Here is a 14,251-nt window from a genome sequence, read left to right as displayed (position 1 = left end):
CACCTGGAGGGCAGGGCTCCGGTTCGGGGCGGTTCCGGTCCACGCGCGGTCCACCGCGGTGTCAGGCCGGCCGGCCGGAACTCGCAGACCCCTCGTCCGGGTGAATCGGGGGCGAGGTGGGGGCGCAGTACCAGTCGCAGTCGGGTTCGGCGATCGGGTGGGGCGGGGCGAGGGCGTCCGCGCGGATGGTGGTGAAGGCGAGGACGGCACCGGCGGCGAGCAGGCCGGCGCAGATCAGCATGGACGTGCGGAAAGCGCTGTCCACCTCGGCCGGGATCCGGTACGCGTCACCGCTCAGCCCCGCCAGCGGGGGGATCGCGGCGACCGCGAACAGGCCCGCGGCGCGGGCGGCCGCGTTGTTCACCCCCGAGGCGATGCCCGCGCGGCGGACGTCGACCGCGGCCAGGACGGTCGCGGTGAGCGGCGCCACCAGCAGCGTCATGCCGGCGCCCTGGACGGTCACCGCGGGCAGCACGTCCAGCCAGTAGTTCGCGTCCGGGCCGATCCGCAGCATCAGCAGCACCCCGGCGGCGACCAGCAGCGGCCCCAGCGTCAGCGGCAGCCGGGGCCCGACCGCCCGGCCGAACTGCCCGGCCCGCCCCGAGAACAGCAGCATCAGCACGGTGATCGGCACCAGCGCCACGCCGGAGAGCAGCGGCGTGAACCCGGCGACGATCTGCAACTGCACCGTCAGCAGCAGGAACACCCCGCTGAACGCCGCGTACACGCACAGGGTGACCAGGTTGACCGCCGTGAACAGCCGGGAGCGGAACAGCGACAGCGGCAGCATCGGATTCGGCGACCGGTGCTCGACCAGGACGAACGCCGCCGTGAGCGCGAGGCCCGCCAGCCCCGCGACGACCGCCCCCGGGGTGAGGCCGGAGCCCGCCTCGGTCAGCGCGTACGTGATGCCGGCCAGGGCGAGCGCGGCGAGCAGCGCGCCCAGCACGTCGAACCGCCCCTGCTCGTCCGGGTCGCGGCTCTCCGGGACGTGACGGGCCGTCACCCCGACGACCAGCGCCGCCAGCGGCAGGTTCAACAGGAAGATCCACCGCCAGCCCGGACCGTCCACCAGCCAGCCGCCGAGGAACGGCCCGACGGCCGCCGCCACACCGCCCAGCCCCGACCAGGCGCCGACCGCGCCCGCCCGGTCGTCCTCGTGGAACACCGCCTGGAGCATCGCCAGCGAACCCGGCGTCAGCAGCGCGCCGCCGATGCCCTGGAGCGCCCGCGCGAGGATCAGCACCTCGACGTTCGGGGCCGCCGCGCAGCCCGCCGACGCGACGGCGAACCAGCACACCCCGACCAGGAACACCCGGCGCCGGCCGTACCGGTCGCCGAGCGAGCCGCCCAGCAGGATCAGCGCGGCCAGCGTCAGCATGTACGCGTTGATCGTCCACTGCAGCGAGGCCAGGCTCGCGCCCAGGTCCTCGCCGATCCGCGGCAGCGCGACGTTCACCACCGTCCCGTCGAGCATCGCCATCCCGGACCCGAGCGCCGTCGCCGCAACGACCCACCGCCCGCGCCCGGTCCCCAGCCGGATCGCACCGGCCGCCACATCCGCATCGCTCACATCCCGATCCTCCGTCAGGAACCCCCTCCCGCCCACCCCGCCACGCCCTGCGGGCCCCCGCACCGCGTAGTTGGTCCGAGCCCCCGCCGCACCGGGCGCGGAGGCGCCCGATGGAAGGATGAGGTCATGGAGACAGGCAATCGGAGGCTGACGGCCGATGTGATCGCGGCACTGACGTACTGGCCCGGAGTCGTCGGGGGAGAGCGGGAGGACCCGCCGGACGTGACGGCGGCCCTGCTCCCGTTCTTCAACGGTCTTCTGCAGGAGCTTCCCTGGTGGAATGCCGATTGGTCGGTGACCCTCGTCGAGTCGGCCCACCCCCATGAGGTGGGGAGCGACCGCCATGGCCGCGCGGCGAGGTTCACCGAGGTGTCCGTGCCGGCGTGGTCCTCGGCCCGGCCGTCGCCCCGGCCGGGCAGACGGAGCCGCACCCGTTCGCGCGGGTTCTCACCGACCTGATGGCCGAGCGCGGAATTCCGTACCGGGACACGGCGACGGGAGCCGGGTTGTCGATGGCCACCATCCGCATGCTCCAGGCCGGCAGGCTCAACCCGAGCCCGCTCCTCGTGCGACCGATCGCGGAGGTGCTGGGCATGTCCGAGGCTGACGTCGCGATCATTGCCGGAGTCGGCGGCGGGGGTGCCCGGTAAGGGGGAGGGTCAGGGGAGGAGGGAGGCGCGGCGCCAGGGGGTGGTGGTGGCGGGGGTGAGGATGCCGAGGTCGGTGAAGAAGTCGAGGGCCTTGCGGGACCAGTCGATGCGGGCCTGGCGCCAGTGGGGGTTGGCGGCGGCGGCGCGGCGGGCTTCGGCGGGGTCGAGGCCGGCGAGGGCGTAGACGCGGGGGTGGACGAGTTCGGCGACGGCGTGGCGGGCGAGCTGGGCGAGGGCGCGGCGGAAGACCGCGCGGCGGGCCGGGGTCATGGCGGCCCAGCGGCGCTCGAGTTCGGGTTTGGCGTAGCCGATGTGGCGGGCCTCCTCGACGACGTGGATGCGGGCGACGGAGCGGGCCAGCGGCTGGAGGCTCTCGTCGCGGATCATCTCGCGCTGCATGGCGTCGGTGAACTCCTCGACGAATATCGCGCCGGCGAAGGTCATGGTGGTGTCGTTGAGCAGGAAGTGCAGCCGCCCCAGGAGGTCGGCGCGCCGGGTGGGGCGGGCGGACGGGTAGCCGGTGGCGGTGATGTAGCGGGCGAACATGGTGGAGTGCCGGCACTCGTCCGCGACCTCGGTGAGCGCGTACTGGGCGTGCCCGGTGGTCAGGTCGTTGGCGTAGACGTGCCGGATCAGGCCTTCCATCAGGACCAGTTCGAACCAGATGCCGGCGGCGGTGGTGGAGGCGAACTGGTGGACGCTCAGCCGGGCGCGCTGCCGTTCGTCGAGGCGGTCCCAGAGCGGGGTGCCGTAGAGGGCGACGCGGTGCGCGGGGAGCGCGTAGTGGTCGGGGTCGATCGGGGCGGACCAGTCGATCTCGGTGAGCGGGTCGTAGGAGTGCTTGGCGGAGGCGCGCAGCAGGCGGGCCGCGTTGAGTTCGCGGTCGGCGTTGCGCTGCTGGGCGGGCGTCCCGGTGGGGGTCGGGGTGGCGGGCATCGGCGGACTCCGGTGGGGGTGGCGGCGGCGGGGACTCCAGGAGGAGTAAACCAATGAGACGAAGTGTCAACAAGGGGTCGGGCCGGATCACCGGCCCCGGACGGCACCGCCGGGATCCGGCGGCCGTCCGGCGGTGGCCCGCATGCGGCCGGCCGCGGCCCCGCGCAGACTGGCCGCATGGATCCGGTCACCGCCCTGGAACGCATCGCCTTCCTGCTGGAGCGTGAACTCGCCTCCCCGTACCGGGTCAAGGCGTTCCGCACCGCCGCCGAAGCCGCCGCCCACCTGCCCGCGGGCCCGGTCGACGCCGCCACCGCCGAACGCCTCCCGGGCGTCGGCCCCGTCACCGCCCGGGTGATCGCGGACGCCACGGCGGGCCGCACCCCGCAGTACCTGGTGGAGACCGAGGCCCGGGTGGCGGCCGCCGAACCCAGGCCGTCCACGCCCGCGCTGCGGCTGCGCGAGAAGCTCCAGGGCGACTGCCACCTGCACTCGGACTGGTCCGACGGCGGCGCGCCGATCGAGCTGATGGCCCGCACCGCCCGCGACCTCGGTCACCACTGGGCCGTCCTCACCGACCACTCGCCGCGGCTGACCGTCGCCAACGGCCTGAGCGCCGAGCGGCTGCGCGAGCAGATCGACCTGGTCGACGAGCTGAACGGCCGGCTCGCCCCGTTCCGGCTGCTCACCGGCATCGAGTGCGACATCCTCGACGACGGCTCGCTCGACCAGGACGAGGAACTGCTCGGCCGGCTGGACGTGGTGGTCGCCTCGGTGCACTCCAAGCTGCGGATGGAGCGCGCGGCGATGACCCGCCGGATGCTGGCCGCCGTCCGCAACCCGCTGGTCGACGTGCTCGGCCACTGCACGGGGCGGCGGCTCGGCGGGAAGCCCCGCCCGGAGTCCGAGTTCGACGCGGAGGCGGTCTTCGCCGCGTGCCGGGAGCACGACACGGCGGTCGAGATCAACTGCCGCCCGGACCGCCAGGACCCGCCGGACGACCTGCTCACCCTGGCCGCCGACCTCGGCTGCCTGTTCGCGATCGACACCGACGCGCACGCCCCGGGCCAGCTGGACTGGCAGCAGAGCGGCTGCGAACGGGCCGCCGCCCGCGGCCTGGACGCCGAGCGGATCATCACCGCCTGGTCGGCCGACCACCTGCTGGCCTGGGCCGCCGCCCGCTGACCCGCCCGCCGGAACCCGCCTCGGCGACCGCGTTGTCCGACGGCCGCGCTACGCTGCCCGGATGACGGAAGATCAACCGAAGGTTGCACACGCGGACAGCACGATCCGGCCGACGGCGTTCCACGCCGCCCCGGGCACGGAGGAATGGCGGGTCCTGGGGGAGGGCGCCTGCGCGTTCTACCGCACCGGGTCCTTCGCCGACGGGGCCCGGCTGGTGGCCGCGATCGCCACCGCCGTCGAGGGGCTCGGCGCGCCCGACGTGGACGTGCGGCCCGAGGGCGTCACCGTCCGGCTGATCGCGGCCGGCGAGGAGTACTACGGGCTGACGGAGCGTCACATCGAGCTGGCTCGCCGGATCTCCGCGGCCGCCCGCGAGCTGGGCGCCGCCGCCGAGCCGCACGCCGTGCAGACCGTGCAGGTCACCGTGGACGCCCTGGAGCGGCCCGCCGTGGTGGCGTTCTGGCGGGCCCTGCTCGGCTACCGCGACCGGGCCGGCAGCCCGGAGGACCTGATCGACCCGGCCCGCCGCGGCGCGCCGTTCTACTTCCAGCAGATGGACGAGCCCCGCCCGCAGCGCAACCGCGTGCACGTGGACGTGTGGGTGCCGCACGACGTCGCCGAGCAGCGGGTCGCCGCCGCGCTGGCCGCCGGCGGCCGACTGGTGACGGACGAGCACGCGCCGGTGCTCTGGGTGCTGGCCGACCCCGAGGGCAACGAGGCCTGCGTCGGCGCGGCGGGCGTGCCGGGCTGACGTGCCGTCAGCGCCCGCTCAGGCCGCCTGGACCAGGCGGGAGCGGAGGCTGTCGAGGGTGTCCTCGCGCAGGCCGAGGCCGGACCGGGCGTAGTTCTCCGGGTCGCCCCAGTGGTCGGCGAGGGTGTTGAGGGAGGCGGCCAGGTACTCGGCGCGGACCGAGAGGATCGCGTCGGCGATCTCCGGGTCGCCGCCCCCGGCGAGGAAACGTTCCAGCAGGGGGGCGTACCGGGCGTGCACCGCCGGGTCCACCGACAGGTACTCGGTGCGTACGGTCTCCTCGTCCGCGCCGAGCAGCAGCAGGATCAGCGCGGCGCCCCAGCCGGTGCGGTCCTTGCCGGCCGTGCAGTGGAACAGCACCGGGCCGCCGCCCCGGTGCGCCAGCGCGGTGAGCACCTGCCGGTAGGCGCGCCGGGCGGCGGTGGAGGTGACGAAGGCGCGGTAGTCCTCGGTCACCGCGAGCGCCGCCCGGCCCCGGCCGAGGGTGCGGTTCGCGGTGGCGGGGTCGGCGAGCGCGGCGGTCAGCGCGGTGGTCACGCCGTTGCCGGCCCGGTCCGCGAGCACGTCGGCGACCAGCAGGTGCGCCCCGCCGGGCACCCGGTCCGGGAAGGCGGCGCGCTCGCCGCCGCTGCGCAGGTCGATCACGGTGCGCACGCCGAGCGCGTCGAACAGCGGGTCGCCGGCCTGGTCGAGCCGGTCCAACTGGCCGGAGCGCAGCGCCAGTCCGGGCCGGACCCGGGAGCCGCCGGGCAGGTCGATGCCGCCGAGATCGCGCAGGTTGGCGACGGTGGCGGAGTCAACGATGTGCGAGTGCTGCATGACGACCTCCCTGCCGGCGGGGCTTGCCAGCACGCTAGGCGCGGCCCGGGCGGGTCGCCCCCGGAGTACCCCCGGGCGGGCGGGCCGCTGCACCGAGCGGCGGAGCGTGCGCCCCTGGACGCACGCCGTGCTGCGCGCGCCCCGTTGATTGACGGGCCGTCAGCGGGCAGGGTGGGCTGCGACCGGCCCGTGGGGGTGGGTGCGGCACCAGGCGCGAGGCAAGGGACGGGAGCCCGAATGGCAGCGAAGATCCTGATCGTCACCGGCGACGCGGCCGAGTCGCTGGAGGTGTTCTACCCGTACCAGCGGCTGCTGGAGGAGGGCTACCAGGTCGACATCGCCGCGCCCGCCAAGAAGACCCTGCAGTTCGTGGTGCACGACTTCGTCCCCGGCTTCGACACCTACACCGAGAAGGCCGGCTACACCTGGCCCGCCGACCTGGCGTTCGCCGACGTGGACCCGGCGCAGTACGTGGCGCTGGTGCTGCCCGGCGGCCGGGCGCCCGAGTACCTGCGCAACGACGCCGAGGTGCAGCGGATCGTCGCGCACTTCGTCGCCGAGGACAAGCCGCTCGCGCAGATCTGCCACGGCCCGCTGATCACCCTGCGGACCGGTTCGATGGCCGGTCGCCGCACCGCCGCCTACCCGGCGCTGGAGCCCGACGTGGAGGCCGGCGGCGCGAGCTTCGTGGACGGCGAGGCGGTGGTCGACGGCACCGTGGTCTCGGCGCGGGCCTGGCCGGACCACCCGGGCTGGATGCGCGCCTTCGTCCAACTGCTGCGCGAGAAGGCCCCGGTGGAGTAGCCCCCGGTTCCGGGGTGTCGCCTTGCCCGCCCCGTCCGGGCGGGCAAGCTGGGGCCATGACGACACACCTCGACGGCCCGGAACTGCTCGCGCTGCACGGCCGGGCCCTGGACCGCTTCGGCCGGCTGGTCCGCGCCGTCCCCGACGACGGCTGGCAGGCCCCCACCCCGTGCACCGACTGGACGGTCCGCCGACTGGTCGGGCACCTGACGTCCGAACAGCTGTGGGTGCCGGACCTGCTGGCCGGCGCGACGGTCGCGGAGATCGGCGACCGCTACGACGGCGACGTGCTCGGCGACGACCCGGTGGCGGCCTGGACGGCCGCGGCCGACGCCGCCCGGGCCGCGTTCGCCGAGCCGGGCGCGCTGCACCGCACCGTCGACCTCTCCTACGGGCGGCGGCGGGCGGACGGCTACGCCCGGGAGATGACCGTGGACGCGATCGTGCACGCCTGGGACCTCGCCCAGGGGATCGGCGCGGACGCCCGGATCGACCCGGCCGCCGCGGACTTCGCGCTCCACGAACTCGGCCCGCAGAGCGGCGCGTTGGCGGCCTCCGGACTGTTCGCGGACGCCGTGCCGGTGCCCGCCGACGCACCCCCGGGGGACCGGCTGCTGGGCCTGGTCGGCCGCGACCCGGCGCACCCGTTCGGCAGGAGGTGACCGGAGGTTGACGGGCGGTCAGGGGCGGGGCCGGATGCCGTCCAGGGCGATGGCGAGGACCTTGGCGCGCTGCGCGTCGTCGGCGAAGGCGACCGAGGCGATGCCGGAGACCAGGCGGAGCAGGTCGTCCATGTCCATGTCGGCGCGGACGTCGCCGGACCGCTGGGCGTGCAGCAGCAGCGGGGTGCCGGCGTCGTACATGGACTGGCGGCAGGCCAGGAAGACGTCGGACTCCTCGCCCTGGAGGGCCTCGCGGATGGCGCGCTTGGTCATCGCGTAGTCGACGAAGCGGTCCAGCCAGGCGGTCAGGGCGTTCCAGGGCGGCTCGCCGGCCAGGCCCTCGGCGACCCGGCCGAGGTCCTGGACCTCGTTGGCGTAGACGGCCTCGAAGAGGTGCCGGCGGGTGGGGAAGTTGCGGTAGAGGGTGCCGATGCCGACGCCGGCGCGGCGGGCGATGTCCTCCAGGGAGGCTTCGGCGCCGTGCTCGGCGAAGGCCTCGCGGGCGGCGGTGAGCAGCGCGTCGAAGTTGCGCGCGGCGTCGGCGCGGCGCGGGCGCTGGGCGGCGAGGTACTCGCCGACGGAGACCTGTTCGGGCACGGGGACCTCGTTTCGACACATCCGGATTGAACCGGAGGCTCACCTCCGCTAATCTGGAGGCATGCCTCGACTTTAGCACCGGGGCCACGGTTCCGGCCTGCCGCCCCGGCGGTGGCGGGCCACCCGTGTCACTTCCGTCACCCGCACCGGCGCCACCGTCGCCGGCCCGGGTCGACCCCACCGGCACCGACCGGTCGCGCCGCGACCGCTCCCTTCCCGCACCACCGCCCGTCCGGGCGGCCGCCTGTCCGTTGCCGCCCGCCCGCAGTGCGCCGCGGCGCGCCCTCGTTCCGTGCGCCGCGACCCGAGTCCCGAGAGGGTTCGATGAACCGCCAGTCCCACCGCCTGACCTTCGGCGTGCTCGCCGCCGGAGCGGGCGTGTTCGCGCTGCTCCAGTCGCTGATCACGCCGGCCCTGCCGATCGTCCAGGAGGCCATGCACACCTCGCAGTCCACCGTGACCTGGGTGATGACCGCCTACCTGCTGTCCGCCTCGGTGTTCACCCCGATCCTCGGCCGGGTCGGCGACCTGGTCGGCAAGAAGCGCACCCTGGTCGCCGCGCTGGTCGCGCTGCTGACGGGGTGTCTGGTCGCCGCGCTCGCCCCCAACATCGCCGTGCTGCTGGTCGCCCGGATCCTGCAGGGCATCGCCGGCGCGCTGTTCCCGCTGTCCTTCGGCATCATCCGCGACGAGTTCCCGCCCGGACAGGTGCCCGCCGGCATCGGCAACCTGTCCGCGGTGATCGCCGTCGGCAGCGGCCTCGGCATGGTGCTGGCCGGCCCCATCGTCGGCGCGCTGGACTACCGCTGGCTGTTCTGGCTCCCCGTCGTCGTGGTCGGCGCCACCGTGCTGCTCGCCTGGCGCTACGTCCCCGAGTCGCCCACCCGCGGCGAGGGCAGCGTCGACTGGATCTCCTCGCTGCTGCTCTCCGGCTGGCTGGTGGCCCTGCTGCTGCCGGTCAGTCAGGCCGCCCAGTGGGGCTGGGGGTCGGCCCGGGTGCTCGGCCTGCTCGCCGCCGCCGTCGCCCTGTTCGCGCTCTGGATGCTCAACGAGGCCCGCTCCCGCAACCCGCTGATCGACCTGCGGGTGATGCGCCTGCGGCCGGTGTGGACCACCAACGCCGCGGCGCTGCTGTTCGGCGGCGGCATGTACGCCGTGTGGGCCTTCCTGCCGGGATTCGTGCAGACGCCGGCCGGCGCCGGCTACGGCTTCGGGTCCAGCGTCACCGGCGCCGGGCTGCTGATGCTGCCGATGGTCGGCGCGATGTTCGTCTCCGGGATCCTCGGCGGACGCCTGGCCGGCCGCTTCCCCGCCAAGGCGCAGCTGGTCGCCGGCGCGCTGCTGGGCGCCGTCGCCTGCGCGCTGCTCGCCGGCCGGCACGGCACGCCCGCGGACGTGGCCGTCGCGGCCGGCGTGTTCGGGCTCGGCATCGGGCTGGCGTTCGCCTCGATGAGCAACCTGATCGTGCAGAGCGTCTCGCCCGCCCAGACCGGCGCGGCCACCGGCATGAACGCCAACATCCGCACCATCGGCGGCTCGATGGGCGCCGCGCTGATGACCGGCCTGGTCACCGGACACCTCCAGCCGTCCGGCCGTCCGCTGGAGTCCGGCTACACCCACGGCTTCGCGCTGCTCGCCGCGTTCTGCCTGGCCGCGGCGCTGGCCGCGCTGCTGGTGCCGTCCCGCCGGCGGCGGCCGGTGGCCGCGCCGGTGGAGCCCGCCGCCGAGCGCCGGGACGCCGAAGTCTCCCTCGGCTGAACGGGGTTCGGGTGTCCGCCGGGGCGGGCACCCGGACCCGTCCGCGCTCTCAGCAGTCGCGCAACTCCGGCGACTGGTTGAGCAGTTGGGCGCGGGGCGAGGTGAACTTCCGGTAGGTCTCGGTCTGTTCGGCGCCGGGGCGGAAGACCGCCAGGCGGTGGCAGTTCTGGAAGGCCAGCTTCACCGAGAAGTGCCGCTCCAGTGCCCCGCGGATCGAGTCGCTGGCCAGTGCGCGCAGCAGCTGGGCCCGCTCGGCGTCGCTCGGGGCGACCGTGTTGTCCGCGAACTCGGCTCCGGTGGCGGCGAGTTCGGCCGTCAGGTCGTCGACCAGGCGGTAGGCGTAGGGCAGCGAGTCCCGGACGGTGGCGAGGAAGTCGGCGTCGGCGACCTCGTCGCGTTCGGCCAGGGCCAGCAGGGAGGGGGAGACGTCCAGCGACATGGGGGGCCTTTCCAATGAATGGAAGTGGGAATCGTTTTCAACAGCGATCCTGGCAAGGCCCCTGACGCCCTGTCAATGACGCTCCCCCGTTCGGGGCAACGCGCCGCGCCACGCCGGGCCTCCGCGCCGATCTGCCCACCCGGTTCCTACAGTGAGTGGGCAGACCACCCACGAGGAGTCCCCGATGGACGAGCAGGACAAGTCCGGCGGCACCGACCGCCGCATCCTGGACCGGATCAGCGACATGGTCGACGCGGAGCGGAAGCTGCGCGCCGCACTCGCCGAGGGCCGCATCGACCAGCCCACCGAGCAGCGCGAGCTCAAGGAGCTGGAGGAGCAGCTCGACCAGTGCTGGGACCTGCTGCGCCAGCGCCGGGCGCGCGTCGACGCCGGCGAGGATCCGAACCAGGCCGGCGTGCGCAGCGTCGAGGAGGTCGAGCGGTACGAGTCCTAACCCGCCGCGGGGTCCGGCAGCGGGCCGTGGGCGACGCCGAGGCGGTCGAGGCGGCGCAGGTGAGCGGCGAGGCGGACGGCGAACTCGGGGTAGTCGCCGGCGGTGCCCCACAGCACCTCGGCGAGCGCGCACAGCCGGGGGAAGGCCATGTACTCGACGTGCCGGCTGTCCGGCATCAGCTCGGTCCACAGGCAGCCCTGACCGCCCAGCACCCGGGCGGCGGCGTCGGCCGGCAGCCCGGCCGGGACGGGGCGGTAGGCGTACACGTCGGCGGCGGTGAGCACCTCGGCGACCGCGAGCGGCTGCTCGACCAGCCCGGGGTCGGCCTGGTAGACGGTGAAGTAGGTCAGCCGATGGGGCGTCATCACCACGTCGTGGCCGAGCCGGGCGGCCTGCTCGCCGCCCTCCTCGCCGCGCCAGGACATCAGCGCGGTGCCGGCCGGGAGGCCGTCCTCCAGCAGTTCGTCCCAGCCGATCGGGCGCCGGCCCCGGGCGATCAGGTACTCGGCGATCTGCCGGGTGAACCAGGCGGCCAGCGCCGACTCGTCGGGGAGGCCGAGTTCGCGCATCCGCTGCTGCACCCGGGGCGACTGCCGCCACTCGCGCTTGGGCACCTCGTCGCCGCCGAGGTGCACGTAAGGGCCGGGGAAGACCTCCAGGACCTCGGAGAGCACGTCGCGGCAGAACTGGACGGTGGACTCCTCGACGTTGAGGATCTGCTCGGTGATGCCCCAGGTGGTGCAGACCGGGCGGGCCGGCTCCAGGCCGTTGCCGAGTTCCGGGTAGGCGGCGATCGCGGCCCGCATGTGCCCGGGCAGGTCGATCTCGGGGACGACCGTGATGCCGCGGGACTCCGCGTGCGCGACCAGGGCGCGCAGTTCGGCCTTGGTGTAGAAGCCGCCGTGCGGCGTCCCGTCGAACACCGCGTCCGGGTCGTCCTGGCGGGTGTAGCGGCCGACCAGGGTCTCGGCGCGCCAGGCGCCGACCTCGGTCAGCCGCGGGTACTTGTCGATCTCGATGCGCCAGCCCTGATCGTCCGTCAGGTGCAGGTGCAGCACGTTGAGGCGGTGCAGCGCGGCCAGGTCGACCAGCTTGTGCAGGAACTCGACCGGGTAGAAGTGCCGGGCGACGTCGATCAGCAGGCCTCGCCACCGGAACCGGGGCGCGTCGGCGATCTCCACGCACGGCACCGAGACGCCGCCCCGGCCGTCGGCCCGTCCCTCGTCGACGAGTTGGCGCAGGGTCTGGGCGGCGAGCCGGTGCCCGGCCGGGCCTGCCGCGGTGACGGTCGCCCCGGCGGGCGTCACCGCGATCCGGTACGCCTCCGGCGCGAGGGCCGGATCGGTGCGCAGCGCCAGTGCGGCGGGCGCGTCGGCCGTGGCGCTGGGCAGCGGCCGGTCGAGGACTTCGCGGAGCAGTGCGGCGACGGGTTCGAGGCCGGGTTCGAGGAGCAGCGGCGTGGTCGCGGTGAGCTGCCAGCCGCCCGGGCCGGTCACCGTCATCGACGCGGGGCGGGGGACCAGGTGCGGGAGAGCGGGCACGGGTTGCTCCTGAGGTGGGAGGAGTGGCCCGGGGGCCGGCAGGGCCCCCGGGCCGGGGGTCAGCGGGTGCCGATCTCGTTGACGGCGAAGTCGCCCCACTGGAGGTTCGCCGCACGGACCACCAGCCGCAGTTGAGCGGTCGTCACCGCCGTCGGCAGCGTCACCGAACGGCGTTCCACCGTGGCCGAGTTGGACGACCAGGCGACGGTGGCGTCGGCCAGCGCGGTGACCCAGGCGGCACCGTTCCAGTACTGCACGTCGAACCGGGTGATGCCCTGGCCCGCCCCGAAGTGGGTGGCCAGTTCGACCTGGGAGACGGTCCGCGGGTTCGACCAGGCGAGGGTCAGCTGGCCGCCCATGGCGACGCCGCTGGACGGGGAGGCCCAACTGCTGGCGTCCGAGCCGTCCGCGACGGCCGCCAGGGCGCCCTGGCCGGTGGCGTAGGAACTGGTGACCGTCGGCGCGGCCTCGACGGTGCCCGGGCCGGCGGTGCGCTGGAGCGCGCCGAGGTCGGGCATGCCCTGCGGCAGGGCGGTCCCCGCGGCGTCGCGGCCGCCGTCGTTCGCGAGTTCCAGGCCCTGCCGGAGGACCGGCGACGTCGCGGTGGGCCGGTAGCCGGCCAGGTCGGCGATCGAGGTGGCGGTGCCGGGCGCGGTCAGGCCGGGGTTGCCGGTGAGCGCGGCCCGGTCGGTGCCCGGGACGGGACCGCCGTCGTACCAGTTGCGGTCGTAGGTGACGGCGCCGCCGGTGTCGTACGGCAGGCTGGCGCCGTTGTGGATGATGTTGTTCGACATCGTCACGCCCGCCGCGTTGTGGTACACCGCCGTCAGCGCGGTCATCGCCGAACTGCTGGGCGACACCCACACCGTGTTGTTGTAGACCTGCACGGAGGTGGTGTTGGTGGAGAAGGTGAAGATCTCGTTGCGGTCGTTCTGGCTGACGTTGTACCGGACCACCGCCGTGGCGGGCGCCGAGTCGCCGGACACCGAGATGAAGAACCCGCCGCCGTTGTCGTGCGAGTAGTTGTACTGCACCAGGCTGCCGCGGCTGTCCTCGTCCGCGTCCAGCGCGTCGCCGTCCATCTGCGGGCCGTTGTACTTGGTGCCGGAGATCTCGTTGAACTGGACGGTGGTGTTGTCGGCGTCCGCCCACCAGATCGCCACGTTGCCGTGCGCCTGCGCGGTGTCCGCGACCGTGTTGTGCTCGACCAGGGTGTCGCGCACCACCAGCGGCGCGATGCCGCCCGCCGCGATGCCGTGCACGTAGTTGTTGCGGATCACGGTGCCGGTGCTGGGCGTGAACGCCCGGTACTCGGTGGTCGGCGCGCCCAGGAACGGCCACAGCGACGTCCAGCCGTCGCGCTGCATCCACGTCGACCAGCCGGAGATGCCGTACGAGGCGATGTTCGCCACCTCGTTGTCCTGCACCGTCAGGCCGGTGAAGTACGTGGGCGTGGCCGAGCCGCGCACCGTGTAGATGATGCCGCCCGAGCCGGGGTTGGAGCTGTTCGGCGGCGCGTCGACGTCGTGCACCCAGTTGCCGGTGATCCGGACGTTCGGCACCGCGCCGATGTCCTGCGCGAACACGTTGACACCGATCCGGTACGGGGTCGAACTCGTGATCGGACCGGCCGAGTTGGTGATCTCGAAGCCGTTGACCGTGACGTCGTGCTGGTTGGCCAGCAGCACCACCGAGGCCACCGCGCCCCGCCCGTCCAGCTTCGGCCGGGCGCCCGTGCCGTACGAGGTGAAGGTGATCGGCGCACCGGCCGTGCCGGAGCCGTGCGGGGCGAGCTGCCCCGTCCAGGTGTCGCCGGCCCGGAACGCGACGGTGTCGCCGGGCTGGAAGGTCCGCCCGCCGACCTGCGCCAGCGACTTCCACGGCGCGTCCGGCGAGGTGCCGCTGTTGGAGTCGCTGCCCGTCGAGGCGGACACGTAGTAGGTGGTGCCGGCGGCGTGCGCGGCCGGGGCCGCGACGGTGGTGAGCGCCGCGGCGGCCAGGGTGAGCGCGCCGAGGCCGCTCAGGCCTCTCATGGCTGTGGTGGTCACGTGCTGCCCTCTCCTGAGGTGGGGACACGGGGGC

14 protein-coding genes are annotated in these 14,251 nt (G+C 74.4%); 7 read left to right on the top strand and 7 right to left on the bottom strand.

The genetic code is table 11. The features are described from left to right. Positions 1–61: 61 nt before the first annotated feature. Entirely contained in the window at positions 62–1,573 is a 1,512-nt protein-coding gene (locus tag ACFV1L_RS00230) for an MFS transporter (protein WP_380361480.1), read from the bottom strand. Positions 1,574–1,956: 383 nt separating this feature from the next. Between ACFV1L_RS00230 and ACFV1L_RS00225 the strand changes: the two genes are divergently transcribed. After that, positions 1,957–2,223, top strand: coding sequence for a helix-turn-helix domain-containing protein (locus ACFV1L_RS00225; RefSeq protein WP_380361478.1), 267 nt, complete (start codon positions 1,957–1,959; stop codon positions 2,221–2,223). Positions 2,224–2,232: 9 nt separating this feature from the next. Here ACFV1L_RS00225 and ACFV1L_RS00220 read toward each other — a convergent pair whose 3' ends face one another. Further along, positions 2,233–3,159 carry a diiron oxygenase gene (locus tag ACFV1L_RS00220; RefSeq protein ID WP_380361477.1) on the bottom strand — a complete coding sequence of 309 codons (927 nt, stop codon included), beginning with the start codon at positions 3,157–3,159 and terminating at the stop codon, positions 2,233–2,235. A gap of 177 nt (positions 3,160–3,336) precedes the next feature. Here ACFV1L_RS00220 and ACFV1L_RS00215 point away from each other — a divergent pair, with 177 nt between their 5' ends. After that, entirely contained in the window at positions 3,337–4,344 is a 1,008-nt protein-coding gene (locus ACFV1L_RS00215) for a PHP domain-containing protein (RefSeq protein ID WP_380361475.1), read from the top strand. Positions 4,345–4,405: 61 nt separating this feature from the next. Continuing rightward, the gene (locus tag ACFV1L_RS00210; RefSeq protein WP_380361473.1) at positions 4,406–5,095 is read left to right on the top strand and encodes a VOC family protein; all 690 of its coding nucleotides are present in this window, start codon (positions 4,406–4,408) and stop codon (positions 5,093–5,095) included. Positions 5,096–5,113: 18 nt separating this feature from the next. Here the strand turns inward: ACFV1L_RS00210 and ACFV1L_RS00205 are convergent, their stop codons facing one another. Further along, on the bottom strand, positions 5,114–5,914 hold the full coding sequence (locus ACFV1L_RS00205) for a tyrosine-protein phosphatase (RefSeq protein WP_380361471.1): 801 nt from the start codon (positions 5,912–5,914) through the stop codon (positions 5,114–5,116). Between the two features lie 237 nt (positions 5,915–6,151). Here ACFV1L_RS00205 and ACFV1L_RS00200 point away from each other — a divergent pair, with 237 nt between their 5' ends. Beyond that, complete coding sequence (locus tag ACFV1L_RS00200) at positions 6,152–6,718, top strand: DJ-1/PfpI family protein (RefSeq protein ID WP_380361470.1); 567 nt, start codon at positions 6,152–6,154, stop codon at positions 6,716–6,718. 56 nt (positions 6,719–6,774) lie between these two features. Next, complete coding sequence (locus tag ACFV1L_RS00195) at positions 6,775–7,380, top strand: TIGR03086 family metal-binding protein (protein WP_380361468.1); 606 nt, start codon at positions 6,775–6,777, stop codon at positions 7,378–7,380. Positions 7,381–7,398: 18 nt separating this feature from the next. Here ACFV1L_RS00195 and ACFV1L_RS00190 read toward each other — a convergent pair whose 3' ends face one another. Continuing rightward, entirely contained in the window at positions 7,399–7,977 is a 579-nt protein-coding gene (locus ACFV1L_RS00190) for a TetR/AcrR family transcriptional regulator (protein ID WP_380361466.1), read from the bottom strand. A 324-nt stretch (positions 7,978–8,301) separates the two neighbouring features. Between ACFV1L_RS00190 and ACFV1L_RS00185 the strand changes: the two genes are divergently transcribed. Beyond that, complete coding sequence (locus tag ACFV1L_RS00185) at positions 8,302–9,735, top strand: MFS transporter (RefSeq protein WP_380361464.1); 1,434 nt, start codon at positions 8,302–8,304, stop codon at positions 9,733–9,735. A 49-nt stretch (positions 9,736–9,784) separates the two neighbouring features. On the opposite strand, the gene ACFV1L_RS00180 is transcribed toward ACFV1L_RS00185, so the two are convergent. Continuing rightward, complete coding sequence (locus tag ACFV1L_RS00180; protein ID WP_380361462.1) at positions 9,785–10,174, bottom strand: SCO5389 family protein; 390 nt, start codon at positions 10,172–10,174, stop codon at positions 9,785–9,787. Positions 10,175–10,358: 184 nt separating this feature from the next. Here ACFV1L_RS00180 and ACFV1L_RS00175 point away from each other — a divergent pair, with 184 nt between their 5' ends. Then, positions 10,359–10,628 (top strand): DUF2630 family protein, encoded by a 270-nt coding sequence (locus ACFV1L_RS00175; RefSeq protein WP_380361460.1) that lies wholly within the window; start codon positions 10,359–10,361, stop codon positions 10,626–10,628. Here the strand turns inward: ACFV1L_RS00175 and ACFV1L_RS00170 are convergent. Both ACFV1L_RS00170 and ACFV1L_RS00165 read right to left on the bottom strand, forming a co-directional pair. Then, a complete protein-coding gene (locus ACFV1L_RS00170; protein ID WP_380361459.1) occupies positions 10,625–12,169 on the bottom strand; it encodes a beta-N-acetylhexosaminidase in 1,545 nt (514 codons plus the stop codon). The two genes, ACFV1L_RS00175 and ACFV1L_RS00170, sit on opposite strands and share 4 nt — an antisense overlap. Positions 12,170–12,228: 59 nt before the next feature. Then, complete coding sequence (locus tag ACFV1L_RS00165; protein ID WP_380361457.1) at positions 12,229–14,217, bottom strand: right-handed parallel beta-helix repeat-containing protein; 1,989 nt, start codon at positions 14,215–14,217, stop codon at positions 12,229–12,231. Positions 14,218–14,251: the final 34 nt, after the last annotated feature.

Origin of the sequence: Kitasatospora sp. NPDC059646, assembly GCF_042734615.1 — a bacterium.
Taxonomy (GTDB): Bacteria; Actinomycetota; Actinomycetes; order Streptomycetales; family Streptomycetaceae; genus Kitasatospora.
The sequence above is the reverse complement of the archived record's forward strand: the minus strand, read 5'-3'. Positions and strand labels throughout refer to the sequence as shown.

What these genes read in the sequence shown, in the direction of transcription:
- ACFV1L_RS00210 (WP_380361473.1), top strand. Translation starts at nt 4,406, where the DNA reads ATGACGGAAGATCAACCGAAGGTTGCACACGCGGACAGCACGATCCGG.
- ACFV1L_RS00195 (WP_380361468.1), top strand. Translation starts at nt 6,775, where the DNA reads ATGACGACACACCTCGACGGCCCGGAACTGCTCGCGCTGCACGGCCGG.
- ACFV1L_RS00200 (WP_380361470.1), top strand. Translation starts at nt 6,152, where the DNA reads ATGGCAGCGAAGATCCTGATCGTCACCGGCGACGCGGCCGAGTCGCTG.
- ACFV1L_RS00215 (WP_380361475.1), top strand. Translation starts at nt 3,337, where the DNA reads ATGGATCCGGTCACCGCCCTGGAACGCATCGCCTTCCTGCTGGAGCGT.
- ACFV1L_RS00180 (WP_380361462.1), bottom strand. Translation starts at nt 10,174, where the DNA reads ATGTCGCTGGACGTCTCCCCCTCCCTGCTGGCCCTGGCCGAACGCGAC.
- ACFV1L_RS00205 (WP_380361471.1), bottom strand. Translation starts at nt 5,914, where the DNA reads ATGCAGCACTCGCACATCGTTGACTCCGCCACCGTCGCCAACCTGCGC.
- ACFV1L_RS00185 (WP_380361464.1), top strand. Translation starts at nt 8,302, where the DNA reads ATGAACCGCCAGTCCCACCGCCTGACCTTCGGCGTGCTCGCCGCCGGA.
- ACFV1L_RS00220 (WP_380361477.1), bottom strand. Translation starts at nt 3,159, where the DNA reads ATGCCCGCCACCCCGACCCCCACCGGGACGCCCGCCCAGCAGCGCAAC.
- ACFV1L_RS00175 (WP_380361460.1), top strand. Translation starts at nt 10,359, where the DNA reads ATGGACGAGCAGGACAAGTCCGGCGGCACCGACCGCCGCATCCTGGAC.